Genomic DNA, 25,929 nt, shown 5'->3' with positions numbered 1-25,929 from the left:
CTCCGGATCTAAAACTCTCGAAGAATCATTCGTCAAGATTGATTCACTTTCGTTTCCCGATCTTCTCATCCGATTCGATTTTCTTTTTGCCTGCAGTGCTTTCTTGGTTCTCTTTTTTCATTCGATTTTGATTCTCTCTTTTTTCACGTTTTTCCTTTCCGCGTTCTTCTCTGATTTTTTTTAGATTTATTCCTAATCCTTTCGTATTATCTTTTTCTGTTTCGATTTTTTGAAACTTACGTCTGGACGTTTTCAATCCGATCCTTCTCTTCGTTTTATAAATTTCCTTTTTACGATTTTCAATCGAACTTTTGTTCGGATTGAATCGCCATTGGTTCCCTCATTCCGTTTCTTTGTTTCTTATTTTGTTTTCAACTTATAAAAACGAACTTCAGAATCCGAAAAAAAGGGAACCGTTTTCTCCGATTTCCTTTCTACGAAGAATCAAGAAGATGCAAAGAATGGAATATAACAATTGTTCGTCTTCAAGGAAAGGTCGCTAAACTCACGTTAGTCGTTCTTTGATTTATGATTCAAATGTGTTCATTTATAAGAGCAAAGTGGATTAAAAATGAAACTAGTTGTTGTTATGCGAGAATGATTTAGTTCTGACGATAGAATTTGAAATTGGTCGCTTTCTGTACGTTTTGTTCGCTCAGGAAATTTTTTGCTTAATAAACATTCAGAATTTTTTTTTGGCGCACTTTCACGAATAAAGAGTATTAATAATAAAAAATCAAAAAAATTGATTCATCGAATGTTAAAGAGTTATAGAATAAAAATATATTTTTGCGGAAAGACTCTCCGAAAAATTTCCGCAAAGGGTCATGAGAAGCTATGAAAGCTTTTATTAAGGATCTTTTGTATCATCGGGATAATGAGATTCAGTCTTTGAACGGTCTTCGGGCGTTTGCAATCGTTCTTGTGATTCTCAATCACTACGCGCTTGCTTGGAAAGAATTAGGAACGTTTCAATCCGATTCTTTTTTTTGGTCCGGCGTCGATTTATCCTTTGTGTTGAGCGGGTTTTTGATTTCCAAGGGGCTTTTAAGCGATTGGAATCGAAACGGATCGATCAACTTTAAACAGTTTTATTTAAAGCGAACGCTTCGCATTCTGCCCGCTTACTTCTTTTTTATCACGTTCAGTCTGGTCGTTTCCAAGTTCGCTTTAAAGATCGCGCAACAGAAAGGTCTGGTTCTTGAATCGTATATACTTTCCTTCGGACTTTCGAACGCGTGGGGTGATTTCGTATTTTTAGGAAATTATTTTCCGGGTATGAACATTCACACCTGGTCCTTGTCGATCGAAGAACAATTCTATCTTGTGTTTCCTTTGTTTTGTAGCCTCTTCTTATTCAAAAGGATTCGGGAACAGCACAGACAATTCTTGCTTTGGGGTTTGGTTTTGATCCCGACGATCGCTCGGATTGTCGTTTATACGACAACGACTTATCCCCTCAGTCCGGAATACTTCGATGAAATTTATTTTCCGACTCACACCCGATTCGATTCTCTTTTGATGGGTGTGATCGCGATGGATCTTTTTACGAATCACAAAAATCTTATGGATCGTTTGCGGCAAGAGGATCGTTTTTATTATCCGCTTCTATTTTTGTTTCTTTCGTTTTTGTTCACGGCGCACTGGGTTCATCAGGGGACGAGCGGATTTTTTACTCAAACGTTTAAATACAATCTTTTGAACATAGGTTTTGCGGGAATTCTTCTTCTCGCGGTCGTTCGTTTGGAGAATTGGTTGGGTCGTTTTTTCAGTATGAGAATTTTTGTTCCCGTCGCGAGATTGAGTTTTACGATTTATCTTTGGCATCTCGTTCTCATCGGAGTCGCTCTTTCCATCTTGGGTATCAAATCGGAACCGAGTTCCGATTTAACTTTTTTCGTTCAGTTTACCGCCGTTCTTGGTTTGATCGTGATTCTTTCGGTTCCTTTGTATATGCTCATCGAATATCCGTTTCAGTATTTAAGAACGAGAATGCTTCCTCGTAAAAAGAAAGTCGCTACCGAGACTTTGCAACACTTGCACAGAGTTCAAGAAACTCCTTCGATTTTATTTTTAGAGATCGTTTCGGAGCGAAACATGGTGGGTGTACATCCGAAACGTTCCTGAAAGAGTTTGTGAAACGCGGACTTGGAGTTGAATCCGGATGCGTAGGCCGCGGAGAGAACGGATCTTTGCGGCTCTTCGATCAGAATTCTCGCGGCTTCTTCCAAACGAAAACCGGCCACGTATTCTCGAAACGTTTTGCCGAGTTTTTGATTTAAGATTTCGGAAAGTTGATGTGTGTGGATTTCGAGTTCTTCCGCGAGACGTCCCAGCGTAAGATCCTCGTCGAGATAATATCGTTCCCTTCGCATTAAATCGTTCAAACGATATACGACCGAATCGACGTCCAGTCCTTTGAGACGGCTTTCCGTATAACGGGCTTCTCTCGATTCTTTTTTGAATTTTTCGATCCAGACTCCGTTCGTGCCGTTTCCGATCAGAAAAATGACGCACATCAAAATCGAAACTCCCGAAGACGCGATCAAGAACAAGGGCATGTAAACGATTTGCGCGATCACAAAAAGAACGAGGACGAAAATCGTTCCCGCAAATAAAAAAAGAAAGGGATCGAACGAAGCTCGTTTGTTTTTGTCTTTCGCCGCGCCGCGCCATCTCCACACGTCTTTTAGTAAAGTGATCGGATAGATGAAATTCAATATCGTTCCTAAAACGAGTAAAACAAGAACGATCGTATGATACGGATCGGAAGGATTCAACAAGGCGATAAATTCTTTCTTAGAGTTTGAATCTCGGATATAAAAAGGAAATAGGATTAAAACCGAAAGCAAAGCAGGAATTAAATGAAAGGGGGAAAATCGATCCGGTATTTGTCCGCTTAAATGTTGAAAGTAAAGATAAGTCAGAGGTCCGATCAAAAAAATAAACGGAATGTGAAACTCGCCAAACCAAGAGAACCGCACGAGCCGATCGGATAATTCGAAGAAGATATGAAGTTGTACGAAGGCAACGGATAGGAACAAAAACGGAACCGCGTGTTTTTGGATAAAAATTGTTAAACGACTTGGCTTTGGTCGAGATTCGGGGATTCCGTCTTTGTCGTTTCGTAGATTCTCCGGTTCGTTTCGCAGGGAATTCATAAAACCGGAAACCGCAAGCAGGATCGCGAGTCCCGCCCCGAAGGCCAAAAAGGTATACATGCAGGGTATTGAGGTTCGTATTTCCGTCCAAGTCCAGATTTTTTTTTCGTTTTTGCGAAGCGCGCCGGGTCCGTCCGTATCCCAAAGGACGACATCGGACGCAATGCGGTGCATACTAAGGATATGAAAACAAAACGTCCATTTTTACTCTCACGAGATTTCGGTTTCAAAAACCATTCTAAATTTCTAATGCGAATTCTAAGTTTAAGCGTTCTTGCGTTCGCTTTTTCGTTCTACGTCTTTACGCTTTCCGCGGAAACAAAGGATTCGAATTCTTCCATAAAGAACGCGCTATCGGAAACGGCCTCAAAGAATCAACCGGTCGTCGAAATGCAAACGATTCCTAAATATCAAAGTCGATTCGGAAGAACGCGTCCCGTGGTCGCCGTGATCGGAGACAATTTTATGACGGAGTTGACGGACTTCGTGATTCCTTACGGTGTTTTGACTCGTTCTCAAGCTGCGGATGTGTTCGCTTTGGGAACCGAAATCGGAACGATGAATCTTTTTCCCGCGATGAAGATCGAAGTTCAAGAATCTCTTTCTTCCTTCGATCAAAAATTTCCGGAAGGAGCGGATTACGTGATCGTTCCCGCGGTTCATCGTTCGGAGAATGCGGTTCTTTTAAAATGGTTGAACATACAGTCTTCCAAGGGCGCGACCGTGATCGGAGTTTGCGACGGGGTTTGGGTGGTGGCCAACGCAGGTCTTTTAAACGGAAAGAAGGCGACCGGTTTCTGGTATTCCTTAAACGATCTGGAAAAAAAATTTCCGAACACGACTTGGATTCGAAATCGTCGCTATGTCGCCGACGGAAAGATCGTGACGACGACCGCGGTTACAGCTTCGATTCCGGTTTCTTTGGCTTTGGTGGAAGCGATCGTGAACAAAGAGGTCGCTCTAAAAGTCGCGAAGGATTTGGGAGTAAACGACTGGAATCCCGCGCACGACAGCAATCGATTTCGCTTAACAATGAGTTCGGTTTATACGATCGTCGCTAATACGATTTCGTTTTGGTCCCACGAAGAGATCGGCATTCCCGTCTTTTCGGGAATGGACGAAATCAAACTCGCGTTAGTCGCCGACGCGTATTCGAGAACGTATCGTTCTCACGCGGTTGCTGTCGCCGATTCTTCCGAAACGAAAATCAAAACTTTAAACGGTTTGATATTGATTCCGGATAGGAACGGCGATCCGGCCAAATCTCTGGATCGAATGTTGCCTAAGTTCGATTCGACTCCGGCCGTGACCGAGTTCGATTCCGCTCTGAAAAAAATAGGGGAGACGTACGGAAAATCGACTGCGGCCTTCGTAGCTCTTTTGCTCGAATACCCGCAGTTTTGAAACTCACTTTTCGTTTTTGAGTTTTTCGATTTCTCGGATGAGTTCTTCCTTACTTACGTTTGGATCGGATTTGAGTTTGCGAATGATCTCGTCCGCGGTGGCCCGTTTGTTGATCGCCTTTCTGTCGATCGTTCCTTTGAGAACGACCGGGTCGCCCACGGATACGGAAACGACTTTTTTGGAATCGATCGGTTCCAAGATTCCGGATTGTTGAAAGACCTCCACGATCTTGCAGGGAACTTGATCCTTTCCTACGAGAAAGATCATTCCGGGTTTGATCAATTCCGTTTTGGAAAACACCGATACGATCTTTTCCTCCGCGCCCGGAATTTTATAAAATACGACTCCGGCGATTTCGTTGTCGATCGTTACGGTTTTCTGATTCACGTTAGCCGTAATTCTTCCCTGAAACGGTTCTCCGATCTTGGTGAAAACTGCTTTAGAAAATTTTAATGTTCTTCCATCGGGGGAGAATTCTCCCAAAAGATTGCCGCTTGCGGTGACGTTTCCGACCTCTCTTACTTTCGAAGCCGCTCCCATCTCGCTGAGTTTCCAAAGTCTCGGATCGGATTGTCTTTTGCCCATATGAAGCTGATGGAATTCCTGATAAAGCGATTCCTGCAAAAGAATTTCCTTGTCGCTCGTCACGATTCCGCCGGTTCTGATTCTCCATTCTTCCCGATCGTCGCTCGCGAGAAAGCTGAGTCTTACGATCACTTTTTTTTCGAAGGCAAGATCTCCGTTGGCTTTCGGAAAAATGCTCAACACTTCCAATTTCATCTTGTCGTCTTTGGCCCATTCCGAGGTTTCGGAGGAAAGATAAAATCCCGCGAGATCCGGATTTGCGGGAATCGGTTTGCCTCTGAGGTTGCCGCCGCAGTCCACAAGCGCGAAAGTATATAATAAAATAAGAATATATCCGATCTTTGTATTCATAAAAGTTCCGAAACTTAGAATCCCTTTTAACCCGAGACCGTAAAGTATCTTTTTCAAGTTCCCGCGTTTTTCGATAACGCGAAGTGAAGCCGTTTGAAAAATTGAAAAACGACTTTAAAAGCCTCGGGAAAGGATTGACTTCCATTCTTTGCCGGTGTGGAATTCTACGCGGTTCAAATCCTATTTATGTGGAGAGAATTCTATGTTTATCGGACATTACAGCGTCGCGTTCGCGCTCAAAAAAGCCGTTCCTAAAACTCCGTTTTGGTCCCTGCTCGTCGGAGTTCAGTTCGTGGATTTTTTATTTATGATCTTCATCATGATCGGGATCGAACATATGAGACTCGTTCCCGGATTTACCGCGAGCAATCCGTTCGATCTTTATTATATGCCGTATACGCATAGTTTGGTGGCGGGCGTTCTTTGGTCCGTCTTCGCGTTCGTTCTTTTTTACTTTCTTACGAACCGAGAAAGCGGAGCGCAGAGATGGAAGATTCCTCTCGCGGTGGCCCTTTCCGTGATGTCGCATTATATTTTGGACCTTCCCGTACATACTCCCGATCTTCCCGTTTTTACGGACGCGGGAACGAAGTTGGGATTCGGTCTTTGGAACAATCTCTGGCTGACGGTGGGAATCGAAGTTGCGTTGACCGTTCTTTCCTTCGCTTATTATTTAAAAGGAAGTAAACAAGGAGAAGGATTTGCGGGCAAGTGGGGAATGACGACGCTCGCCGGAGTTTTTCTTTCGTTGATTCTGATCAATCCCTTCGCTCCCGTTCCCGAAAACATCTATGCGTTTGCGATCCAAGCCTTGTTCCTATATACGTTGATCGCGATCGCGGGTCATAAACTCGACGGAAAAAGAATCTATGAAAATTCTTAAACGGCAACGCCGAATTTTATTTCGGAACTCGTGACTTAGAGGATAAGGAAACTCGGAATCGAAGCGAGGTTTCGTAGAAGAAAGGCTTGTCAAGAACGGTCTAAATTTCAGAGTTAAGAATGTATGGCTGATCGCGACGATTCTCAAAAGAAGAGCGAAACTAAAAGACGACCTCTTCATAATATCTACGGAAAAGAGATTCTTAAAAAACGTCTCGAAGCCGAGAATTTTACGAGAACCACTCTTTCCTTTTATCGTTATGTCATTTTGGAAAATCCGGACGAACTGAGAAATCGTCTTTACGCCGAGTGGGACGCGCTCGGTGTTTTGGGAAGAATTTACATCGCTCACGAAGGAATCAACGCGCAACTTTCGGTTCCTTCTCACAATCTGAATTCTTTTAGGGAGAATTTGGATTCGAGAAAAGAATTCAAGGACATGCCGTTTAAGATCGCCGTTCAGGACGATCACGGTTCCTTTTTAAAACTGGATCTTAAGGTTCGAAAAAAAATCGTAGCGGACGGATTGGAGGACGGAACCTTCGATGTGACTAACGTGGGAACTCATCTTTCCGCGGAAGAATTCAATCGTTATCTTGAGGACGGAAAGTCCATCGTAGTCGACGTACGGAATCATTACGAAAGCGAGATCGGTCATTTCGAAAACGCCATTCTTCCTCAGTCCGATACGTTCCGCGAGGAGATGCAAATGCTCCTGGAACTTTTAAACGGTAAAGAAGATCAGAAAATTCTAATGTACTGCACCGGCGGAATCCGTTGCGAAAAAGCCAGCGCTTGGCTCAAACACCACGGTTACAAGGACGTCAACCAGCTTCACGGCGGGATCATCGCATACGCGCACGAAGTCGCGGACAAGGGACTCGAATCCAAGTTCAAAGGAAAGAACTTCGTGTTCGACGGAAGATTGCAGGAAGCGATCGGAAACGAAATCATTTCAACCTGTCACCAATGCGGAGAAAAAAGCGATCGTCACGTAAACTGTGCGAATCCCGGATGTCATATTCTTTTTATACAATGCGAAAGTTGTTCCGAAAAGTTCGAAGGTTGTTGCACGGAAGAATGTAGAACGGTTCTTCATCTTTCCAAGGAAGAACAAAAGGAAATCCGCAAAGGAAAGTTGAACGAGAATCGTTTTTTTACGAAGTCGAGAATCCGTCCGAAAGTTTCCGAACTCTATCGGAATCAATAACCTTTCGAAATCGCTTGAACGTTTAACGAAGCCGTTCTCTTGGACCAGAACCAAGCGAGAGTCACACCCGCGATCGCGTGCCAAATTCCCCAGGTTGCGGCGATGATGGCCATACTTCCCTGACCTCCGAAAAACGCGAAGATCAACACAAGGCCGAGCCCCGAGTTTTGAATTCCGGTTTCGATGGATATACAACGAGCGTCCTTTTCGTCGAGTCGCATGAGTTTTGCGAAGTAATAACCCAGGAGAAATCCCACCGAGTTCATTAGAAAAACGTAAAGAAAGACTCTATGAATCACCTTTAAAAAGATCTGGAAATTGGCCGCAAGAGCGATGACTAAAAACGCCGCGAAGATCAAAGCGGAAAGAATTTTGATCGGCTTTTCGATCTTTGCAGTGACCTTCGGTAAATATCTTTTTGTCAAAAGACCGAGGATGATCGGGATTACCAAGATCACGAGGATCGCCTTAAATACGTCCCAAGGATTGAGGGAGATTTCCTTTAAAGCCGCGTGAACCGGAGGATATAAATTTCCCCAAAAGAAAAAATTAAAAGGCGTCGCAAAGATCGCGAGCGCGGAAGAAAACGCGGTCAACGAAATGGAAAGAGCCGTGTTTCCCTTTGCGAGAAGCGTAATGAAGTTCGAAATGTTTCCTCCGGGACAAGCCGCAACAAGAAGCATTCCAAGAGCGACTCCGGGCGGCGGGTTTAAAATCCAAAGCAGAAGATACGTCGCGAACGGAAAAAGAACGAACTGGGAAAGAATTCCCGTGAGGGACGCCTTCGGTCTTTCAAAAAGCAGTTTAAAATCTTCCAATTTAAGTTCGAGAGCGATCCCATACATGATCAATCCCAAAAGAAGATTCAATAAAGCTAAACCGTTTTCGTTGAAATTAATCCGAACTGCGTCCAACTCGTGCATGTTTTAATCCGCCCAAGCCACGTAAATTTCTCTCGGACCGGAAAACGGATGTCTTCCGTGCGAAACGGAATAGTTGTCGATCACCAACACGTCCCCGTTTTTCCAAGAGAAAAGGGAGATGTTGTTCCAGAACGCGTCCTGAATCTGTTTCAATTCCCTGCTTGAAATTTCTTGACCGTCTCCGTATGTGCAATGCGTATCGAGATATTCCGTTTTAGTGGTGAGCTTTTTGATAAAGGTTAGAATCTCGAGAGTGAGACCTACGAAAAATCCGCGAACCGTTTTTTGACGCGCGAAAATTCTCCAGTACTCTTTACGAGCCGCGTCGATATGAAACACCTGAGAATGGTTGTGCCATGCCGGAAACTTAAACTCGGGATGTTTACGAATCGCTAATGTAGTGTTGATCAATCTCAGGTTGTCCTGACCGAACCATTCCACTTTGAAGTTTTGTTTTTTGGAAATCTTTTCCACTTCGTCCCGATCTTTCGTTTGGAACATTTCGTCCCAACGTTTGGTTTTCCAAAATTGAAAACGGGATTGTTTGGATGGTCCGTCGTAAACTCTCGAATAACGGATTCTTTCCTTTTCGAATTTTTCGCGAATGGAAGAAGGCACTTCGTTCAAAACCTTTCTCAGATCGGTGATCGGAGTTTCCCCGAACTTGCCCGGAGCCTTGCCGCAATAAAAGAAAAGTTTTCTCGGCGGAGAATCCAAAAAGCTCATCTCGGCGTGTTGCATGATCGGATACGCTGGCGGAAGTTCCGTCGCGGTAAACGCATACTTCGTCACTTGGTTTCGCGGAGAAGTTCCGAGATAATTATTCTTCAGATTGGAATCCACGTTGAATATCACGTCCTCGAAATCTTGAGGAGAGGAAACGTCGAATCCCCGAAATAAGATTGCCCCGTATTCTTTCAAATCTTCGGTTAACGCGCGTTTGTTAGTCTTGATCCAACGGATCAGAGATTCTTTGCTTTTTTGATCCAATGTATTCGGTTGATAAACGACCGGAAGAGGATTTTTAGAATCGAGAAATCCCTTGGATAAGGAAGGCGAGGATTTCGGTTTAATATTTTTTGCGGAAGTCGTTTTAGATTTCGGTTTAGATTGCGTTTTGTTTTTCGATTTGGGCTTGGATAAGGTTTTGGTTGCCATGGCGTATAACGTCCCCCGAAAGATTTCCAGATCGTAATCATGGATTGATTTGGAAAAAGTCTTTTTTAGTACGATGAAGAATGTTTCATTCTTTAGACGCAAGAAGTATTTGTTATAGCAGACAAAAATTTAATAAAATGAATGGGAGCTTTTGCTCGGATTTGTGCGGGAACTCTTCACAAGCCGCGATGATTTTGTGGGAACTCCTAAGTCCTTTGATTCTTTAACAAAGAATGATTTTAGAACGGTTCGTACAAGATCCTTTTCAGAATTCTCAATATACTTCACTTCTACGGTCGGAACTCCGCATTCAAATTTAATTTTTAAGAAAAATAATCCGTTAAAACAGAAAAATGATTGCAATCTTAGAAATTGTATTCTTGCTCAAAGTTCAGGAGAAATCCGAAATCTTTTTCTAAAAAACGGGAGGTATTCTTATGAAGCGAAGTTGGCTTTCATTCGTTTTGATTCTGCTCTTTCCGATCGGTGCTTTGTTTGCCGGAGCCGACGAGGTTCTCGTCAGCACGGATTGGCTGTTGCAAAATTTAGAAAATCCTAAAGTAAAAATCGTGGAAGTAAGCGTGGATCCGGGTGTGTATGAAAAAGGACATATCAAGGGCGCGTTGAATTTTCGTTGGCATACCGATCTCGTGGATCAACCGAGAAGGGACATTGTCTCCGCAGAAAAATTCTCCAAACTTCTTTCCTCTTCGGGAATCTCGAACGATTCCATTGTGGTTCTTTACGGAGATAACAACAATTGGTTCGCGACGTGGGGCGCGTGGATCTTTTCACTCTACGGTCATAAGGACGTTCGTATCTTAAACGGCGGACGTAAAAAATGGGAACTGGATAAGAAACCCTTCTCCACCGAAACTCCGAGCGTGGCCGCTTCCGTTTATAAAATCTCGAGCGAGAATAAAAAACTCAGAGCGAAACTTCCGGACGTTTTGAAAGCGGTGGACTCCAAAAACAAAACCGTTCTTTTAGATATTCGTTCTCCGGACGAATACAGCGGTAAGATCATCGCTCCTTCCGGGATTCAAGAACTTGCGATCCGCGCCGGCCATGTTCCGGGTGCGGTCAACGTTCCTTGGGCAAAGGCTGTGAACGCGGAAGACGGAACCTTTAAATCCGTCGTGGATCTGAAAAAGTTATACGCGGAAGTCGGAGTCGACGGAAGCAAGCCCGTGATCGTCTATTGCAGAATCGGAGAACGCTCCAGCCATTCCTGGTTCGTATTAGCAAAACTTTTGGGTTACGACGCGAAACAATACGACGGGTCTTGGACGGAATACGGAAACGCGGTGGGAGTTCCCATCGACAATCCGTCCGGAACCGTGTGGACCGGAAAATAATCATTGTTAGGCGAATATGGACGTGGATCTTCTCGAACTGAGTTCGATCGAAGCCGGAAAGGATTTACCAAATCCCGGAGGAATCGGAAAGATTCTTTCGGGGACGTTGTTTCTCCTTCTTCTGGCGACGGCGTATTGGTTTCATTCTTCCGAAAGTTTCGGAAGGGAGTTTTCGGTGAGCGTGCTGGCGGGTTCCGCACTCGGGTTTGTGATGCAGAGATCGAGGTTCTGTTTCTTCTGCAATTTTCGGGATTATTACCGGGAGAAGGATCCAAGAGGGACGCTCGGAATTTTGACGGCGATCGCAGTTTCCACGATCGGCACCTTCGCGGTGTTCGAGGCGTGGATTCCTTCACCTAACGCGGGTTATCTTCCGCCGAACGCTTTCGTCGGGCCGGTTCACGTTCATCTTTTGCTCGGAGGTTTTTCCTTCGGGTTGGGAATGGTCGTTTCCGGTTCGTGCATCAGCGGTCATCTGTATCGGATCGCGGAAGGTTCGTTCGGTTCGATCCCCACGTTAGTCGGCGTTGTGTTCGGATTTATTCTCGGCTTTTTAACCTGGAATTCCTTTTACAGTCTTTGGATCGCGGAGGCCCCGGTGATCTGGTTGCCGCAACGTCTCGGTTATGCGGGAAGTCTGCTTTTGATTCTTTTCGTTCTTGCTGTCTCCGCGTTTGCGATTTCCCGAAACGGAATCGTTCCCGATGCAAAAAAAGAATCGAACGAAACCTTACATTCTTACGGAAATCAGTTTCCAAACGTTCTGTTCGAAGGTCGTTGGCCTTCTTGGATCGGAGGAATCTTAGTGGGTTTGATTTCGATTCTTTATTATCTTCGGGTTCGTCCTTTGGGCGTGACTTCCGAGTTGGGGAGAATTTCCAGAACTCTTGCGAGCTCGTTCGGAATTCTTCCGGATCGTCTTTACGGTTTGGATTCGATCGCGGGTTGCGCGACAAAACAAGAGGTTCACGCTTTGACGATCAACGCGGTCTTTACGCTTTCTTTGATCGCGGGTTCTTTCGTTTCCTCTTTGGCCTCTTCTCAATTTCATTTTTCGATTCCGGAATTGCCGGGCAGAAAAACTTTGATCTATTGGTTCGGAGGAATTTTTTTAGGCTGGGGCGCCTGCGTTTCTGTGGGTTGCACCTTCGGCGCTTTTTTTTCGGGAATCTCAGCCGGTTCGCTTTCCGGTTTTGTGTTTGCGTTCGGTTTAATTCCGGGAATTCTTTTTGGGAATCGTCTTGTGAACGGCGGAGATAGAAAATTTTAGGAAAAATTTTAAAGCGACTTGCACGAGCGTCGCTGACAGGTTTTTTGTTTCGTAATCCATTTTCAAATTTAGCAAAGGTGAATATAAACGATGAAATCCATTCGACTCGGTTTGATTCTTTTATCGGCTTCGATTTTCTTTTCGACCGCCGTTTGTAAAAAGGCGGGCGCGCCCCAACTTCCAGGCGATCGCAAATCCTTAAAGATCGGAATTTGCCCCGGACCCTACGGAGACCTTTTGAAAAAGGCGGTGTTCCCGAATCTGATCAAGAAGGGTTATAAGATCGAGATCGTGGAATTCAGCGATTATATCCAACCGAATCTTGCATTAGAAAACGGTGATATAGACGCGAACCTTTTCCAACATACCGTTTATCTGAATAAGTTTTCCAAGGATAAGAATCTGAATCTTTCTCCGATCGTTTCGGTTCCAACCGCGCCGATGGCGATTTTCGCCGGAAAGAGTAAAACGGTTCAAGCGGTTCCGAACGGAGGAACGATCACTCTTCCGAACGACCCGACCAATCAGTTGAGAGCGTTGAAGTTGTTTCAAGAATTAGGATTATTGAAAGTGTCTCCGGATGCGAATCCCGCAAAGGTTTCGCTTGCGGACGTGACCGACAATCCGAAAAAACTCGATCTGCGTCCTCTGGAAGCCGCTCAACTTCCGAGATCTCTGGAAAGCGCGGAACTCGCCGCCGTGAACGGAAATTTTGCGATCGCTTCCGGTTTGGATCTGACAAAGGCGATCAAATTGGAAACCCTCGCGGAAGAACACAAGAACATCCTCGTGGTTCGTTCCAACGAAAAAGACGTTCCTTTCGCTAAGGATCTGATCGAGTCCGTTCATTCTCCCGAGTTTGCAAAGGTGATCGACACGGACTTTCAAGGCTTTCAAAAACCGGATTGGCTTTTGAACAAGAAGTAAATAAATTCTTCTTTGTCTCGTTTGTGGAGCGTCTTTTTCTTTCAAAGCAAGGGCGCTCCCAAGAGATTGTTCTGATTCATGTCGCGCATTCCTTTTTTAGAATTTAAAGAAGTCTCCAAAACCTTTTCCTTAGGAAAGGGAAACACCTTTTCGGCCGTGGACCGCGTAAGTCTCGAAATCGAAAAGGGAGAAATTTTCGGCATCATCGGAACGACCGGAGCCGGAAAGAGCACTCTATTACGTTTTCCTAATTTATTGGAACGACCGGATGGAGGTCGTATTCTTTTGGACGGTTCGGACATCACCGATCTTCAAGGTAAGAATTTAAGACGGCACAGACAAAAGATCGGAATGGTTTTCCAGCAGTTTCATCTCGCGTCCAATCGAACCGTATTCGATAACATCGCGTTTCCTTTAAAGGTCTCCGGAACCGGCAAAGCGGAAATCGCGAGAAGGGTGCGTGAACTTTTGACCTTGGTGGAAATCCCCGAAAAGGAAACCGTTTATCCCGCGCAACTCAGCGGCGGTCAAAAACAAAGGGTGGGAATCGCAAGGGCTTTGGCCAATCATCCCGAACTTTTGTTATGCGACGAGCCTACTTCGGCGCTCGATCCGGAAACGACCCGATCCATATTAAAACTTTTGAAACAGATCCGCGAAACCCTTTCGATTACGATTTTGGTGGTAACGCACGAAATGGAAGTGGTCCGGGAAATCTGTGATCGAACCGCGATCATGGATCGTGGAAAAATCGTGGAACTCGATGATACGCATTCTTTTTTTGCGAACCCTAAGTCGGAAGCCGCCAAAAAGATTCTCGGATCCTTTTACGATTCCAAAACTTTCGCGGAGAATCGTATTCCATGAATCTAATATTCGAAAATCTTCCGATGGACGAATTCGCAAAGGCATTTGTCCAAACGTTTTGGATGGTGGGAATTTCGCTTTCCATTTCGATTCTTTTCGGAATTCCTCTCGGACTTCTGATTTATCTGACCGACAAGGGAATTTTTATCCGCAATAGAATCGTTCATTCCGTTTTGAACACGATTGCAAACGTGGTTCGCTCGGTTCCGTTCGTGATTCTTTTGGTCGCGCTTCTTCCCTTGACTCAATGGATCACCGGAACCACGATCGGGCCGATCGCGGCTTCGGTTCCTTTGTCCGTTGCGGCGATTCCATTCTTAGCAAGACTTGTGGAATCCGCTCTTCGAGAAATTCCGGAAGGGGTTTTGGAAGCGTCGGTCGCGACGGGAGCCAGCCTAACATTGATTATACGAGAGATTCTGATTCCGGAAGCGTTACCCGGAATCGTCGCTGGAATCACTTTGACCACGGTCAGTCTTTTGGGTTTTTCGGCGATGGCGGGAATCGTGGGCGGAGGAGGGATCGGAGACCTCGCCATCCGTTTCGGTTATTACCGTTACGAGGACGGAATCATGTTCGCTACGGTCGCGATTCTCGTGATTTTAGTGCAACTGATCCAGTGGACCGGAGATAAGATCCGCAGAAAAACGGACAAACGCGCGGGTTAAAAATTCGCCAGTTTCGCGAAACCGGTCTTGCCTTCGTGTTCCCGTTGGTTTTCTAGTTCCGCGCCGCGCGTCTATATTCTTTTTTTGGAATGTCCGATTAAATTTCGATACAAACCTTGCCGAAATGTTTTCCGGACTTCAGAGTTTCGAACGCCATCGGAGCTTCCTCGAAGGAGAACGTTTCGTCTACGACCGGTTTGATTTTGTTCGTGCCGATCGCGATGTTCATGTCTTCGAAATTTCTTTTGCTTCCTACGATGATTCCTTGGATGCGGATTCCCTGCATGAGAATCGGGAAGAGGGATAAGTTGTTGCTTTCTCCACCGGCTAATACTCCGATCAACGCGATCGTTCCCCAAGGTTTCGTGCTTGAGATGGATTTTTGCAGAGTTCCCGCGCCGCCGACTTCGATGACGAGATCGGCTCCTTTCATATCCGTGATTTTACGGACTTCTTTTTCCCAGTTCGGTTTTTCGTTGTAGTTGATGAGTTCGTCCGCGCCGAGCGCCTTGCACTTTTCGAGTTTTTCGTCGCTCGAAGAAGTTGCGATGACTCTGCATCCCATCATTTTAGCGAATTGTAATGCGAATATGGAAACTCCTCCGGTTCCTTGAACCACTATGGTCGCCCCCGGTTGAATGTTTCCGTGCGTTACGATCGCGGTGTAAGCGGTGAGCGCCGCACAGGGAAGAGTGGCGGCTTCGGCGAAGGAAAGATTCTCGGGCATTGGAACGATTCCTTCTTCCGGAAAAATTCTATACTGACAAAGAGTTCCATCGAGAGGTCCGCCGAGGGTGCTCTTAAGCATTCTATGATCCGGCGCGCCGTCCAACCAAGTCTGAGCGAAGTTCGCGCAAATCTTATCTCCGACTTTCCATTTGGTGACGCCGGGACCGACTTCCGCGATTTCTCCGGCTCCGTCCGAAAGAGGAATCAACGGAAGTTTTTGTTTCGGATTATACTTTCCGATCGCCATCAGATAATCCCTGTAGTTTAAGGAAGCGGCTCTAAAACGAACGAGAACTTCTCCGTGTCCGGGAGTCGGATCGGGGCGATCCGCGATTTTTAAATTCTCCAATCCGAATTGATTTTGAATTTCATAAACTTTCATGAATGCGTTTGCTCCGAACGGCGAGAATTACTTTTGAAAATTCCGAACGGATTCGGATCGTTTCATTCTTCTTTTCCGTTTTTAGAGAATCTAATTTAGGGTTCGTGTTTAAGAAAACAAATTTTTCTTTTTACGGATTCGATGCGGATTCGTTTTGTTTTTAGGAGCTGGGTCCGTCTAAAGATAAGGATCGTTCCGTTGTTTTCTGATTGATTGGAGGGGGAACGTGGAAAAGCTGGAATCAAAGACTATGAATAGCGTTGCGGACGTTCAGAAAGAAATCGTTTCCGAATTTTCGGAATGTACGGATTGGCAGGAACGTTATCAACTTCTGATCGAAATGGGAGACGAACTGAACGCGATTCCCGATTCCGCAAAAACTTCGGAACGTTTGGTTCCGGGTTGTCAGTCCCGAGTTTGGATCGTTTCCGAAGAAAAGGACGGCAAGATAGAATTTCAAGCCGACAGCGACTCCGCGATCACGCGCGGTATGATCGCGCTTCTCATCCGCGTTTTTTCGGGACGAACTCGCGAAGAAATCAAAAACGCATCTCTCGAATTTTTAAAGGAGATCGGACTCGACAAACATCTTTCCATGTCGAGAAGAAACGGTCTCTATTCCATGGTCAATATTCTCCGCAACAGCTGAACGCGGCGAAAAAACGACTTCGCTTGACAAATTAGATCACTTCGGGTCGGTCGCTCAGTTCGTTCGGATTCCGTTTTCCGGGAGGAAAATGTTTTTGAAGAAGTTGCGTAAACGTATCCACGCAGGTAAGAATACTTTCCAGATAATTTCCGTTTCGAAAACCGTTCTGCATTCGATCACAAATTTCGTCTAACGTGGATTGTCCGATCTTTTTGTAGATTCCCCGGTCGGCCAAAAGTTCGATCTTTCGATCCGTAAGCTGAACATAGATTAAAATCCCCGTGTTCTCTTCCGTGTCCCATACTTTTTTTTCGGAAAAAAGTTCCGTCGCTCTTTGTTTTGCGGTAAGACCGGAAATCACCCGAAACACCGGAAGTCCGCCTTCCAATACGACCTTGATTTCTCCATTGTGAAGCGTTTCCGATTTTGCGACCGCGGATTCGATCTTGCTTAAATCCGTCGCACTAAAATATTTTTTGAAACGATACGATTTCGATTTATCCGGATTTAGGGAGAATGCGGAAAAGAAGGATTCCAATCCGTGAATCCAAATTCTTCCCAGGGTCGATCGTTCGGTAGTATTTTGATTTATCATAATATTCGAATATCCTTTACCAGCTTCCGGAGGCTCCGCCCCCGCCCGAACTGCCGCCGCCTCCGCTCCAGGAACCGCCTCCGCCCGAGGAAGATCCCCAAGAAGAAGAGGAACCCATTCCTCCTCCGTTTGCGAGTACGAAAAACCAAAGTAAGAATGCGCCCGGTATCAAAAGCCAAAGCGTGATGGACCAAAACAAACCTAAGATCACGAAAAGAACGGCGCCGATTCCGCCGGACAAACCGTTTCCGAAAAGAAATCCGAACAACTTTCCGAGAACCACGAGAATGATGAACGCGGTGACGAGATGATTCGGAAGTTCCGGTCCTTCCGTCGAGGAGGAAGATCCCGAATCCGATCCGGCGACCCGGCCGCTTGCGGCCGGAAGTTCTTCTCCGTCGATTCGTTCTATGATTCTTGCGACCCCTTCGACGATCCCTTGATTATAATCTCCGTTTCTGAAATGGGGAATCATAAAATCCTCTATGATCCGTTTGCAGATCACGTCCGGCAACGCGCCTTCGAGTCCGTAACCGACTTCGATTCTCGTTTTATGATCTTGAATCGCGACGACCATCAGAACTCCGTCCCGTATATCCTTGCGTCCCAACTTCCAGGTTTCGAAAACCTTTACGGCGTATTCTTCGATGCTCCAATCCAAGGTCGAACCGACGACAAGAACCGCGATCTGACTTCCTTTTCTTTTTTCAAAGGCGACTAACGTGCTTGTCAGTCTGGATTTTTGAAGATCGGTCAACGTGGAAGTCGTGTCCGTGATCTGAGTAAGTAGGAGAGGAATCGGAGGGTCCTCCGACCTCCATTCTTCCCTGAAAAAAATCGGGGAAGAATTCGCGGTTTTCAGGTTCCAACCCGTTACGATCAGAAATAAAAGAATAAATCGAAGGATTCCGAATCCGATACGAATCATATTCAAAATTCTTAAAATTTAACTTCCGGAGGTTTGGAGATTTCCTTTTCGTTTTCGACCGTAAAGGAAGGTTTTGTTTCGAATCCGAAAAATTTCGCGGTCAAGTTGCTCGGAAATTGGCGGATCGTAATATTGTATTTTTGTACGGCTTGAATGTATCTGTTTCTTGCAACCGTGATTCGATTCTCCGTCCCTTCGAGTTGCGCCTGAAGATCGCGGAAGTTCTCGTTGGATTTCAACTGCGGATAATTTTCTGCGACCACGAGCAATCGGGAAAGCGCGGAAGTCATCTGCGACTGAGCCTGCGCGTATTTTTTAAAAAGTTCGGGGTTGTTCAGCGTTTTTTCGTCCGCTTGAATCGAACCGACTCCGGCTCTTGCCCGCGTCACTTCGGTTAACACTTTCTCTTCTTGAGCCGCGTAACCTTTCACCGTGTTGACCAGATTGGGAATCAGATCCGCTCTTCTCTGATATTGGTTGAGAACCTCGGCCCAAGACGCGGTCACGGCCTCGTCCTCTTCCTGGATTGTATTGTAACCGCAGTTGGACGAAACGAGAGCCGCGAGCGTAAGCGCGATCGTCAGAAACGACTTGGTAAGAATTTTCGTTTTCAAGAAATTTCTTTCTCCTGTAGAGGTGTAATTCTTTTACGATTAGACCCGGATCGTAAATCGAATTTTCATTTCTCAAAACGGAAAATCTTCCTCTATATCCGTAAAGTCATTGCCGTCGGTTTCGGCCGATACGGAATTTCCTTCGGATTTTTTTTCCGGATTCGGTTCGGAAAGGCTGAGAGAAAGATAATTCTTCCCCGTTGCGGATTTTCGGATCCAACCCGCGAGTCGATAGGTCTTTCCGTCGAGAAGAACCTTTCCTGTATAATCGGGCTGGGTTTCCTTTTCCTTGGTCGCGTTGCTGAAGAGACTTCCCTTCTTTTCCTTGAGTGCGTATTCCGCCATTGTGGTTTCCTCCTGATGTTTCTCGATTGCTCGAATTGTTAAGCGAAGTCGTTACGCGGCTTCGGGTTTGTTGCGAAGCGCTTCTTTTTCAAGCGCCCGTTTGCGGATTTCCTCGATCAGCTTATCCGCGAGAATTTCCGCGATCGCCTCGATTCTTTCGTCCATCCATTCCGAATTCATGGTTTGCATATCGTTACCTCTTATCTGAAAACCAGAATACAAGGGACCTCGGACAAAAAAGGGAAGAATGACGCGTTTTTGGGAGATTCCCGAATTTATTTTTTGGAATCGGGGAGAATTCTCCGTTTTCTTTGATAAAACCTTTGACCTTTGTCGCCGACGGAAAGAATAAAGGGCGGATTTTCGGTAATTGCTGTTATGTGGATGAAGTCGGAATCGTTTGAACTGGAGCGTTATCGGGATTTTTTCCTGGGAAGCGCGGAAGGCATTTGGTGTTTCGATCTTTCCACGCCCATAGAAACCGGTCTTCACGAAAAGGAGCAGGTTTCGCTCCTCCTAACACACGCTAGACTAACGATCTGCAACGATTCTATGGCGAGAATGTACGGATATCGAAGCCCTTCCGAAGTGATGGGGCTTACCCTTTCCCAATTGGTTCCCTCCGATTCGTCCGAGGATCTGGAACCATACTTCGCGTTCGTTCGAGCCGGATACAATATGAAGGATTTTGAATCTAAGGAATCGGATCGTTTCGGAAATCTGAAATACTTTTTAAACAGCGTAGTCGGGGTCGTCAAAGAGGGCAAACTCGTTCAGATCTGGGGTTCCCAAAGGGATATAACACCTTTGAAAAAAACAGAGGATCAACTGAAATATTCCCTTCTTCTTCAGAGTAATTTAACGGAAATCTCCAAAAGTTTCATCAAGGTTCAACCGAAGGAATTGGATCAGGCGATCCGCGATTCTCTGGAAAAGGCGGGTAGAATCTGCAACGCCGACCGCGCGTATATTATAGAATACTCAAATTCGCATAAATATCTTTCCAACACATACGAATGGTGCCGGGAAGGAGTTCCCTCACAAAGACAATTCTTCCAGAACATCGCCGTCGAAAACATCCCTCTCGCAAAGTTTGAAAACGTGCGCAGGTTCGGTTACTTCGCATTAAATTCCGTGGAAGAAATCGAAAACGAGGATCCTTATTTGAGAGAACTTCTTCTTCCGAGAGGAATTCGCTCCCTGCTCATCATCGGACTTACGTATCAGGGAAAGGAAATCGGTTTTTTCGGAATCGACATGGTTCGAGAGGATCGGGTTTGGACCGGCGAAGAGATTTCCATTTTGGGTTTGATCGGAGACTTGATCATTCTCGCTTTTGATCGAAAGGAAAAAGAAGGCACGTTAAACGCCTTTTACGATAGAATGCACTACGATCTCGAACTCGGAAGATTGACTCAAAGATCCTTAGTCGATCGTACGTTTCCCGATTCCAAATATTTCAGAATGGAAACCTACTTTCGTCCTTTCGAAAAAGTGGGCGGGGACGTGATCAGCACGATTCAAAACGAGGACGGAAGTATCGACATTCTTTTTGCGGACGTTTCCGGTCACGGAATTTCTTCGGCGATGGTTTCGGGAATGGTCGTCATCTCGTTTAAGAATTCTTCGAGAATCGGTCTTTCTCCCGCCGAAGGTTTGATACGAATCGTGGAGGATTTAAAACCTCTCGTAGTCGATCATCATATCTCCGCGGTTCGGGTGAAATACATTCCCGAGTCGAAACGTTTGGTTTATTCTTACGCGGGACATCCTCCGATTTTTCTCTTTCGAGACGGAAGGAGAATCGAACTGGACGGAATGAATCTTCCTCTTCTTGCGTTTGAAGGCGCGCAGTATTACGATCAATCCATCGATCTTTTGCACGGGGATCGGATCGTTTTTTTCTCGGATGGAATGTATGAAATCTTCGATTCCCAAGGAGAGATTTTGGACCTCACGGGTTTGATTTCGATTTTGGAAGAATATCTCGATACGGAATCCATCGAGGATTATATAGAATTGATCGTTTCGGATATCTTTGCGTATTCCGGAGGAAATTTCGGAGACGATATCGCTTTGATGATCTTGGATATCTATTAAGAATTTATCTTATAATCTGAAGGGAGACAATTCGTTAGACCAATTATACTTTTCGAATCATTAGATCAATGAGCACTCTATGGATCGAATTTATAATTTTTCTTGGATTGTTGCGGGAACTCTTCTTTGTTTTACGTTTTGTTCCCAAGCGGATCGAATCAGTTTAGATTCTTCTTCCGCTGCGGGAATTCTTCTGCAAGGCGGAGTGGATTTTTTTCGAAGCGGTTCCTACAATCCGAACGCAAAGGAAATCAATTCCTTTCGGTTTAACGCGACCGATCATTTTTTTACGACCGATTTTGTCGGAACAATCTCCGGGAATCAAATCACGATTCGAGTTCCGTTCGGATCGATTCCCCGTTTGAAAGCCACATTTGAAAGCTCGGGAATTCAAGTTCAGATCAACGGCGTGACTCAAATCTCGGGACAAACCGTAAACGATTTCTCTTCTCCTCTTGTGTACAAAGTCACGGCTTCCAACGGAAGCGTCGCCGAGTATCGAGTGCGGACGGTTCCGATGTTTCGTCTAACGGATGCGGGACAATTGAATTGTTATCCCGCTTGTTCCTCCGATCCGGGGCAGGACGCGGATTATACGACCGGAGTTCCCGAGGCCTTTCAATCGAATCATAAATTTTCCGGTTATACCGACGATCCCGTTACGATCGACGGGCAAAGCGGATTGATTTGGAAGTATTGCGGGGAGGGAATGAGCGATACGAATTGCGGTTCTTCCCTAAGTTTTACTCAATACGCCGCCGATGCAAGTTGCAACGATTTGAACACCAAAAACGGCGGCTCCGGTTACGCCGGGATTTCCGATTGGAGACTTCCCAACTTGGAAGAATTGATGACTCTCAGCACTTTTAAAACTCCGAGTAGCGTACATATCGATCTCACGGAATTTCCCGGAGGAGCCGGAGGCTTTTGGGCGGCTTCTTCCAACGTTATGAATACCGCGGAGGCTTGGGGTTACGACTTTTCCGATGGATCGAACAGCACCTCGGATAAATACTGGGGAAGCGCTTTTGCGCGTTGTGTTGCGGGCGGGTCCATGCCGACTCACGCGTATTCCGATTTAGGAGATGGGACGGTCCGAGATGATCGAACCGGATTGGTTTGGCAGAAATGTTCGATGGGGCAGAATTGGTCCTCTGCGTCTCCGAATTGTACCAACGGAACCGCGGCCACTTATAATTTTTCCAATTCTTTGTCTATATGCAGAAATTTGAATTTAGCGGGTCGAAGTTGGAGGCTTCCGAACGTCCACGAACTCCGAAGTTTATTGGATTTTAATACCGCTTCGAATCCGAAAATCGATTCCGCGGCGTTTCCCAATACTCCGACCGCCGCGGAGTTTACGACGAGCAATTCGATTCCGAGCGGACAGATGTACAGGGTCAACTTTACGAATGCGGTGATCAATCTGAACTTTTTCAGTTCTCTCAATTCTGTTCGCTGTGTAAGCGAAGGTTTTTGACTTCCATTCTCCCTTTTCTCGTTTCTTTGCAAAAAAGAAGCTTAGAATTGGCGTTGACCTCGGGAAAAGACCGTCGATTTATAAAAAAATAAACAAACTCTTATCACTTGCTTGTTTTTAAATTATACGGTCGTTTGTCAATGCACCCAATTCTACGAAGTTTACGGATCCTTTGTGTTCTAATCACGGTTTCCTGCGCGCAAGCGGATAAGATCAGTTTCGATTCTTCCTCGAACGCGGGTTTGTTACTTCAGGGCGGACTTGGAATCATTCGAAATCTGGGAACGGGAACCACGATCACTTCGTTTTCGTTCAAGGCCTCCGACAATATTCTTTCCCAAGATTATCCTACGACGATCAACGGAACCAACATTACCGCTACGATTCCCTACGGGGCGATCGCTCGTTTGCAAGCGAGTTTCGACGTTTCTTCGGGCGCGACCGTAAAGGTCGGAGGAATTACTCAGATCAGCGGGATCAATAAGAATGATTTTTCAAATCCGGTCGTTTATTCCGTTCTTTCCGAAACCGGAGAACAAAAGGATTATACAATCACGATTTCAACGACGGCTCCTTTGACCGACGCGAATCAAAAGTTGTGTTACGACGCTTCCTTAAACGCAATCGCCTGTGGGAACGGAGCCAATCCCGGTCAGGACGGGGATTTTCAAAACGGACCTCAACCTACATACGTAAAAACGGTCTTTTCGGATTTTCCGAATCAGCCCGTCGTTCACGATAAGATCGCCGGACTTGTTTGGAAACAATGTGTGGAAGGAACCAACGCCGCCGATTGCACCGGAACCGGTTCTTCCCTTTCCTACGCGTCCGCGATCGCCGCCTGTTCCGCGTTAAATTCCGGGAACGGTTACGCGGGTTATAAGAATTGGAGATTGCCGAACATTCAGGAATTGTACACTCTTTCCTCTTATCAAAATCCGACTCCGAGTCCTTATTTGAACGCGACCTTGTTCCCGAATTCTTCGGCGACGATTTGGTCCGCGACTCTTGTCGCAACTCCGAATTCCACTTCGCGTTGGACCTTCAACTTTACGCAAGGAACGAGCAGTAATCTTTCGGAAACGGGGGCGCTTCAGGTTCGTTGTGTCGTGAGCGGCGCGTTTCCCGCAAAGAACTATGCGGATTTGGGAGACGGAACCATTCTCGATCGAAACAACAATCTTCGCTGGGCCATGTGTTCGATCGGACAAACGGGTTCGGATTGTTCGGGAGGTTCCCCTTCCAATCTTTCCAGACAAGCGGGGCTTGCGGCTTGTAACGGAATTTCGGTTTCGGACGGAAAACCTTGGAGACTTCCGAACGTTCACGAGCTCAGAAGTTTGGTCGACTACGGATTGACGGTCGGAAACGGAATCATTGATACGACTTATTTTAAGAATTCTCCGCCTAACTCCACGTATATGACGAGCAACGTAAACGCGGACGCTTCCAATAAGAATCTTTTTCTTCTCGATTTCGCGTACGGGCCGATTTCCTTGTCTTCCTTTTTGGGGACTACAAATCCGACTCGGTGCGTAAAAGACGGACCTTGAGTTCTTTAGTTAGCTATTTAGAATATTCCATTCTTCTTAAGGATTAGTTCATCGTGATTTCGGCGTTGTCCGGATTCTCGTCCTCTTCCGTTTCTTTTTTTGTTACGGAAGAACTTTCGTAAGAACCGTTCTTATCTTTTGTCCGAGAATCGGTCGAAACAATCGAATCGGTTTGTTTTTTCGTTTCCGATTTTTTCTTTCCGATCGAAAGAACTCCCGCCAACACGAGAATCGTTCCCGCGATCCCGGACGAAGTGATCGGTTCTCCCAAAAAGATCCAAGCGAGTAAGATCGTGGAAATCGGTCCCACCGAACCTACGATCGCGGCTCTTCCCGATCCGATCATACGAATTCCTTCCGTCGTAAAGTAGGCCGGAATCACCGTGGTCAAAACTCCCAAGGCCAATCCGTATAAATAAACCGGACTCGGTTGCATTAAGGAGGAAGGATTTTTCGTGATGAAAAAATGAATCACCACGATCAAACCCGACAAGAGCATCAGATACGAAGTGAATCGAACCGAACCTAGTTTCGGTATGAGGGATTCGCTTCCCACAAGATACAAAGAATATGCGATCGCGGATGCGAATACGAACAAAACTCCCTTGGTCGCGTTCGGTCCCTCGGTTTGAATGTCTCCGATAAACGCGACCGCGATTCCGGAATACGTAAGAAGAATCGCGAACACTTCCACGCGTTTGATTTTTCTTTTATAAAGAATCGAACTGATTACGAGAACGATCGTAGGATATACGAAAAGGGTAAGACGTTCCAAACCTGCGGAGATATATTCCAAACCTATAAAGTCGAAAAGACTCGCGAGATAATAACCTAAAAACGCGAGAATAAAAACCAAGGCCCAATCTTTTTTGGTCAAAGCGGCCGTAGGATTGTTGTTTCTGGATTTGTATGCGATCCAAGCGAAGAAGGGAATCGCGAACAACATTCGAAGCGCCAAAGCCGTTATGGAATCCACTTCATATCGATAGACTAATTTGACAAAGATCGCCTTTGCGGAAAAGAAAACCGCGCCGGCTAAAACTAAGGACGCGCCTAAAAAGGGCTTCCACTTGGATTCGGAAACTTCCATAAATCCATGCTTATTCCCAAGGACTTTTGATAAAGATATTTCCTTCCTCGTCCACCGAAGGGAAGAATAACGAACCCGTTTCGCGATTCTTTCGTTTGAGTTCCTTAACCTTTCGGATTTGAACGTAACAATCGCTCAAAAAGAAGGAATGTCCGCAACCGAGAAGATGATATCCTTCGTGAATCAGAGTTCCCTTGGAACCTCCCGCCAACCAATGCGAGATCGTTCTGGTTTGTCCGAGAATATAACCTCTCGTTCCGGTTTTGTTTTCCACCGCGCCCAAAACCTGAAAGCTAGGAATTCCGAAAAACGCCATAAAAATTCCGACGAGTTCGAACGCCGTATCGCTGATCTTTCCGCCCGCGACCGCGAGCAGACGATCGCATTGTTTGGGAAGCGGGGCGGCGAACACCTGATCCATGATCGGCATTCCGGTCCAACCGGGACGTTCCCAATCCTTGATGTCGCTTAACAAAACTTTGATTTTATAATATTCTAATTCTTCGTTCCAGGCGCCGACGAGTTCGGTGAGTTCCTCGTCGGAAACCTTTACGTCCTTCCAAACGCAGAGCCTGAGAACTTCCTCTTTTCCGAAGTCGATTTCCTGCCGGATTCCGTCTCGATGAAATCCGACCGTCGTACAGGAAACCGCAAACAGACAAAACGAAAGAAAGAGGATTCTGGAAAGAATACGTTTCAA

Annotated in this window: 25 protein-coding genes; 13 read left to right on the top strand and 12 right to left on the bottom strand. The window is 45.7% G+C overall.

Features of this window, described 5'->3' with window-relative positions; genetic code table 11:
* Positions 1 to 837: 837 nt before the first annotated feature.
* Positions 838 to 2,127 carry an acyltransferase family protein gene (locus LEP1GSC052_RS10060; RefSeq protein WP_010575672.1) on the top strand — a complete coding sequence of 430 codons (1,290 nt, stop codon included), beginning with the start codon at positions 838 to 840 and terminating at the stop codon, positions 2,125 to 2,127.
* On the opposite strand, the gene LEP1GSC052_RS10055 is transcribed toward LEP1GSC052_RS10060, so the two are convergent.
* Positions 2,049 to 3,335 carry a helix-turn-helix domain-containing protein gene (locus LEP1GSC052_RS10055; protein ID WP_051185365.1) on the bottom strand — a complete coding sequence of 429 codons (1,287 nt, stop codon included), beginning with the start codon at positions 3,333 to 3,335 and terminating at the stop codon, positions 2,049 to 2,051. The genes LEP1GSC052_RS10060 and LEP1GSC052_RS10055 overlap by 79 nt on opposite strands.
* A 9-nt stretch (positions 3,336 to 3,344) precedes the next feature.
* Between LEP1GSC052_RS10055 and LEP1GSC052_RS10050 the strand changes: the two genes are divergently transcribed.
* Positions 3,345 to 4,565, top strand: coding sequence for a DJ-1/PfpI family protein (locus tag LEP1GSC052_RS10050; RefSeq protein ID WP_020986257.1), 1,221 nt, complete (start codon positions 3,345 to 3,347; stop codon positions 4,563 to 4,565).
* 3 nt (positions 4,566 to 4,568) lie between these two features.
* Here the strand turns inward: LEP1GSC052_RS10050 and LEP1GSC052_RS10045 are convergent, their stop codons facing one another.
* Positions 4,569 to 5,501 carry an LIC12353 family lipoprotein gene (locus LEP1GSC052_RS10045; RefSeq protein ID WP_040913448.1) on the bottom strand — a complete coding sequence of 311 codons (933 nt, stop codon included), beginning with the start codon at positions 5,499 to 5,501 and terminating at the stop codon, positions 4,569 to 4,571.
* Positions 5,502 to 5,703: 202 nt separating this feature from the next.
* Between LEP1GSC052_RS10045 and LEP1GSC052_RS10040 the strand changes: the two genes are divergently transcribed.
* Together LEP1GSC052_RS10040 and trhO are read left to right on the top strand one after the other, a co-directional pair.
* Positions 5,704 to 6,384, top strand: coding sequence for a hypothetical protein (locus tag LEP1GSC052_RS10040; protein WP_010575670.1), 681 nt, complete (start codon positions 5,704 to 5,706; stop codon positions 6,382 to 6,384).
* Positions 6,385 to 6,507: 123 nt separating this feature from the next.
* Positions 6,508 to 7,593: an oxygen-dependent tRNA uridine(34) hydroxylase TrhO gene (gene trhO, locus LEP1GSC052_RS10035; RefSeq protein WP_020986211.1), complete on the top strand. Its 1,086-nt coding sequence runs from the start codon at positions 6,508 to 6,510 to the stop codon at positions 7,591 to 7,593.
* Here trhO and LEP1GSC052_RS10030 read toward each other — a convergent pair.
* Positions 7,587 to 8,516: a bile acid:sodium symporter family protein gene (locus LEP1GSC052_RS10030; protein ID WP_020986569.1), complete on the bottom strand. Its 930-nt coding sequence runs from the start codon at positions 8,514 to 8,516 to the stop codon at positions 7,587 to 7,589. The genes trhO and LEP1GSC052_RS10030 overlap by 7 nt on opposite strands.
* Positions 8,517 to 8,519: 3 nt before the next feature.
* Positions 8,520 to 9,674 (bottom strand): TauD/TfdA family dioxygenase, encoded by a 1,155-nt coding sequence (locus tag LEP1GSC052_RS10025; RefSeq protein ID WP_010575667.1) that lies wholly within the window; start codon positions 9,672 to 9,674, stop codon positions 8,520 to 8,522.
* Between the two features lie 437 nt (positions 9,675 to 10,111).
* On the opposite strand from LEP1GSC052_RS10025, the gene LEP1GSC052_RS10020 reads away from it, so the two are divergent.
* The 5 genes from LEP1GSC052_RS10020 to LEP1GSC052_RS10000 all read left to right on the top strand — a co-directional run bounded on the left by LEP1GSC052_RS10020 (position 10,112) and on the right by LEP1GSC052_RS10000 (position 14,764).
* Positions 10,112 to 11,032 carry a sulfurtransferase gene (locus LEP1GSC052_RS10020; protein ID WP_010575666.1) on the top strand — a complete coding sequence of 307 codons (921 nt, stop codon included), beginning with the start codon at positions 10,112 to 10,114 and terminating at the stop codon, positions 11,030 to 11,032.
* A 16-nt stretch (positions 11,033 to 11,048) separates the two neighbouring features.
* Positions 11,049 to 12,302: a YeeE/YedE family protein gene (locus LEP1GSC052_RS10015; RefSeq protein ID WP_010575665.1), complete on the top strand. Its 1,254-nt coding sequence runs from the start codon at positions 11,049 to 11,051 to the stop codon at positions 12,300 to 12,302.
* A 90-nt stretch (positions 12,303 to 12,392) separates the two neighbouring features.
* Positions 12,393 to 13,229 (top strand): MetQ/NlpA family ABC transporter substrate-binding protein, encoded by an 837-nt coding sequence (locus tag LEP1GSC052_RS10010; protein ID WP_010575664.1) that lies wholly within the window; start codon positions 12,393 to 12,395, stop codon positions 13,227 to 13,229.
* A gap of 78 nt (positions 13,230 to 13,307) precedes the next feature.
* Positions 13,308 to 14,096: a methionine ABC transporter ATP-binding protein gene (locus tag LEP1GSC052_RS10005; protein ID WP_010575663.1), complete on the top strand. Its 789-nt coding sequence runs from the start codon at positions 13,308 to 13,310 to the stop codon at positions 14,094 to 14,096.
* Positions 14,093 to 14,764 carry a methionine ABC transporter permease gene (locus LEP1GSC052_RS10000; RefSeq protein ID WP_010575662.1) on the top strand — a complete coding sequence of 224 codons (672 nt, stop codon included), beginning with the start codon at positions 14,093 to 14,095 and terminating at the stop codon, positions 14,762 to 14,764. The genes LEP1GSC052_RS10005 and LEP1GSC052_RS10000 overlap by 4 nt, the downstream gene beginning before the upstream one ends.
* A 97-nt stretch (positions 14,765 to 14,861) precedes the next feature.
* On the opposite strand, the gene LEP1GSC052_RS09995 is transcribed toward LEP1GSC052_RS10000, so the two are convergent.
* Positions 14,862 to 15,875, bottom strand: coding sequence for a zinc-dependent alcohol dehydrogenase family protein (locus tag LEP1GSC052_RS09995; protein ID WP_010575661.1), 1,014 nt, complete (start codon positions 15,873 to 15,875; stop codon positions 14,862 to 14,864).
* A 250-nt stretch (positions 15,876 to 16,125) separates the two neighbouring features.
* On the opposite strand from LEP1GSC052_RS09995, the gene LEP1GSC052_RS09990 reads away from it, so the two are divergent.
* Positions 16,126 to 16,524, top strand: a complete 399-nt coding sequence (locus LEP1GSC052_RS09990) for a SufE family protein (protein ID WP_010575660.1) — start codon at positions 16,126 to 16,128, stop codon at positions 16,522 to 16,524.
* 31 nt (positions 16,525 to 16,555) lie between these two features.
* Here LEP1GSC052_RS09990 and LEP1GSC052_RS09985 read toward each other — a convergent pair whose 3' ends face one another.
* From LEP1GSC052_RS09985 to LEP1GSC052_RS21260, 5 genes are all read right to left on the bottom strand, one after another.
* Complete coding sequence (locus LEP1GSC052_RS09985) at positions 16,556 to 17,119, bottom strand: TPM domain-containing protein (protein WP_020986171.1); 564 nt, start codon at positions 17,117 to 17,119, stop codon at positions 16,556 to 16,558.
* Between the two features lie 16 nt (positions 17,120 to 17,135).
* On the bottom strand, positions 17,136 to 18,047 hold the full coding sequence (locus LEP1GSC052_RS09980; protein ID WP_020985735.1) for a TPM domain-containing protein: 912 nt from the start codon (positions 18,045 to 18,047) through the stop codon (positions 17,136 to 17,138).
* 11 nt (positions 18,048 to 18,058) lie between these two features.
* Positions 18,059 to 18,661: a LemA family protein gene (locus LEP1GSC052_RS09975; RefSeq protein ID WP_010575658.1), complete on the bottom strand. Its 603-nt coding sequence runs from the start codon at positions 18,659 to 18,661 to the stop codon at positions 18,059 to 18,061.
* 72 nt (positions 18,662 to 18,733) lie between these two features.
* The gene (locus LEP1GSC052_RS09970) at positions 18,734 to 19,006 is read right to left on the bottom strand and encodes a DUF736 family protein (protein WP_010575657.1); all 273 of its coding nucleotides are present in this window, start codon (positions 19,004 to 19,006) and stop codon (positions 18,734 to 18,736) included.
* A gap of 51 nt (positions 19,007 to 19,057) precedes the next feature.
* Positions 19,058 to 19,195 (bottom strand): hypothetical protein, encoded by a 138-nt coding sequence (locus LEP1GSC052_RS21260; RefSeq protein ID WP_010575656.1) that lies wholly within the window; start codon positions 19,193 to 19,195, stop codon positions 19,058 to 19,060.
* A 195-nt stretch (positions 19,196 to 19,390) separates the two neighbouring features.
* On the opposite strand from LEP1GSC052_RS21260, the gene LEP1GSC052_RS09965 reads away from it, so the two are divergent.
* The 3 genes from LEP1GSC052_RS09965 (at position 19,391) to LEP1GSC052_RS09955 (ending at position 24,139) form a co-directional block, all read left to right on the top strand.
* Positions 19,391 to 21,106: a SpoIIE family protein phosphatase gene (locus LEP1GSC052_RS09965; protein WP_164477042.1), complete on the top strand. Its 1,716-nt coding sequence runs from the start codon at positions 19,391 to 19,393 to the stop codon at positions 21,104 to 21,106.
* A 79-nt stretch (positions 21,107 to 21,185) separates the two neighbouring features.
* Positions 21,186 to 22,586 (top strand): Lcl C-terminal domain-containing protein, encoded by a 1,401-nt coding sequence (locus LEP1GSC052_RS09960; RefSeq protein WP_010575654.1) that lies wholly within the window; start codon positions 21,186 to 21,188, stop codon positions 22,584 to 22,586.
* A gap of 140 nt (positions 22,587 to 22,726) precedes the next feature.
* Entirely contained in the window at positions 22,727 to 24,139 is a 1,413-nt protein-coding gene (locus tag LEP1GSC052_RS09955) for an Lcl C-terminal domain-containing protein (protein ID WP_020986092.1), read from the top strand.
* 43 nt (positions 24,140 to 24,182) lie between these two features.
* On the opposite strand, the gene LEP1GSC052_RS09950 is transcribed toward LEP1GSC052_RS09955, so the two are convergent.
* Positions 24,183 to 25,229 carry a DMT family transporter gene (locus tag LEP1GSC052_RS09950; RefSeq protein WP_010575652.1) on the bottom strand — a complete coding sequence of 349 codons (1,047 nt, stop codon included), beginning with the start codon at positions 25,227 to 25,229 and terminating at the stop codon, positions 24,183 to 24,185.
* Between the two features lie 10 nt (positions 25,230 to 25,239).
* Positions 25,240 to 25,929, bottom strand: a complete 690-nt coding sequence (locus LEP1GSC052_RS09945) for a hypothetical protein (RefSeq protein WP_010575651.1) — start codon at positions 25,927 to 25,929, stop codon at positions 25,240 to 25,242.

The organism is Leptospira kmetyi serovar Malaysia str. Bejo-Iso9 (assembly GCF_000243735.2).
In the GTDB taxonomy this organism is placed as follows: Bacteria; Spirochaetota; Leptospiria; order Leptospirales; family Leptospiraceae; genus Leptospira; species Leptospira kmetyi.
This window is presented reverse-complemented; position numbering and strand designations above follow the sequence as displayed.

Coding starts and splice junctions, on each gene's coding strand:
- LEP1GSC052_RS10060 (WP_010575672.1), top strand. CDS start 838: ATGAAAGCTTTTATTAAGGATCTTTTGTATCATCGGGATAATGAGATT.
- LEP1GSC052_RS10055 (WP_051185365.1), bottom strand. CDS start 3,335: ATGCACCGCATTGCGTCCGATGTCGTCCTTTGGGATACGGACGGACCC.
- LEP1GSC052_RS10050 (WP_020986257.1), top strand. CDS start 3,345: ATGAAAACAAAACGTCCATTTTTACTCTCACGAGATTTCGGTTTCAAA.
- LEP1GSC052_RS10045 (WP_040913448.1), bottom strand. CDS start 5,501: ATGAATACAAAGATCGGATATATTCTTATTTTATTATATACTTTCGCG.
- LEP1GSC052_RS10040 (WP_010575670.1), top strand. CDS start 5,704: ATGTTTATCGGACATTACAGCGTCGCGTTCGCGCTCAAAAAAGCCGTT.
- trhO (WP_020986211.1), top strand. CDS start 6,508: ATGGCTGATCGCGACGATTCTCAAAAGAAGAGCGAAACTAAAAGACGA.
- LEP1GSC052_RS10030 (WP_020986569.1), bottom strand. CDS start 8,516: ATGCACGAGTTGGACGCAGTTCGGATTAATTTCAACGAAAACGGTTTA.
- LEP1GSC052_RS10025 (WP_010575667.1), bottom strand. CDS start 9,674: ATGGCAACCAAAACCTTATCCAAGCCCAAATCGAAAAACAAAACGCAA.
- LEP1GSC052_RS10020 (WP_010575666.1), top strand. CDS start 10,112: ATGAAGCGAAGTTGGCTTTCATTCGTTTTGATTCTGCTCTTTCCGATC.
- LEP1GSC052_RS10015 (WP_010575665.1), top strand. CDS start 11,049: ATGGACGTGGATCTTCTCGAACTGAGTTCGATCGAAGCCGGAAAGGAT.
- LEP1GSC052_RS10010 (WP_010575664.1), top strand. CDS start 12,393: ATGAAATCCATTCGACTCGGTTTGATTCTTTTATCGGCTTCGATTTTC.
- LEP1GSC052_RS10005 (WP_010575663.1), top strand. CDS start 13,308: ATGTCGCGCATTCCTTTTTTAGAATTTAAAGAAGTCTCCAAAACCTTT.
- LEP1GSC052_RS10000 (WP_010575662.1), top strand. CDS start 14,093: ATGAATCTAATATTCGAAAATCTTCCGATGGACGAATTCGCAAAGGCA.
- LEP1GSC052_RS09995 (WP_010575661.1), bottom strand. CDS start 15,875: ATGAAAGTTTATGAAATTCAAAATCAATTCGGATTGGAGAATTTAAAA.
- LEP1GSC052_RS09990 (WP_010575660.1), top strand. CDS start 16,126: ATGAATAGCGTTGCGGACGTTCAGAAAGAAATCGTTTCCGAATTTTCG.
- LEP1GSC052_RS09985 (WP_020986171.1), bottom strand. CDS start 17,119: ATGATAAATCAAAATACTACCGAACGATCGACCCTGGGAAGAATTTGG.
- LEP1GSC052_RS09980 (WP_020985735.1), bottom strand. CDS start 18,047: ATGATTCGTATCGGATTCGGAATCCTTCGATTTATTCTTTTATTTCTG.
- LEP1GSC052_RS09970 (WP_010575657.1), bottom strand. CDS start 19,006: ATGGCGGAATACGCACTCAAGGAAAAGAAGGGAAGTCTCTTCAGCAAC.
- LEP1GSC052_RS21260 (WP_010575656.1), bottom strand. CDS start 19,195: ATGCAAACCATGAATTCGGAATGGATGGACGAAAGAATCGAGGCGATC.
- LEP1GSC052_RS09965 (WP_164477042.1), top strand. CDS start 19,391: ATGAAGTCGGAATCGTTTGAACTGGAGCGTTATCGGGATTTTTTCCTG.
- LEP1GSC052_RS09960 (WP_010575654.1), top strand. CDS start 21,186: ATGGATCGAATTTATAATTTTTCTTGGATTGTTGCGGGAACTCTTCTT.
- LEP1GSC052_RS09955 (WP_020986092.1), top strand. CDS start 22,727: ATGCACCCAATTCTACGAAGTTTACGGATCCTTTGTGTTCTAATCACG.
- LEP1GSC052_RS09950 (WP_010575652.1), bottom strand. CDS start 25,229: ATGGAAGTTTCCGAATCCAAGTGGAAGCCCTTTTTAGGCGCGTCCTTA.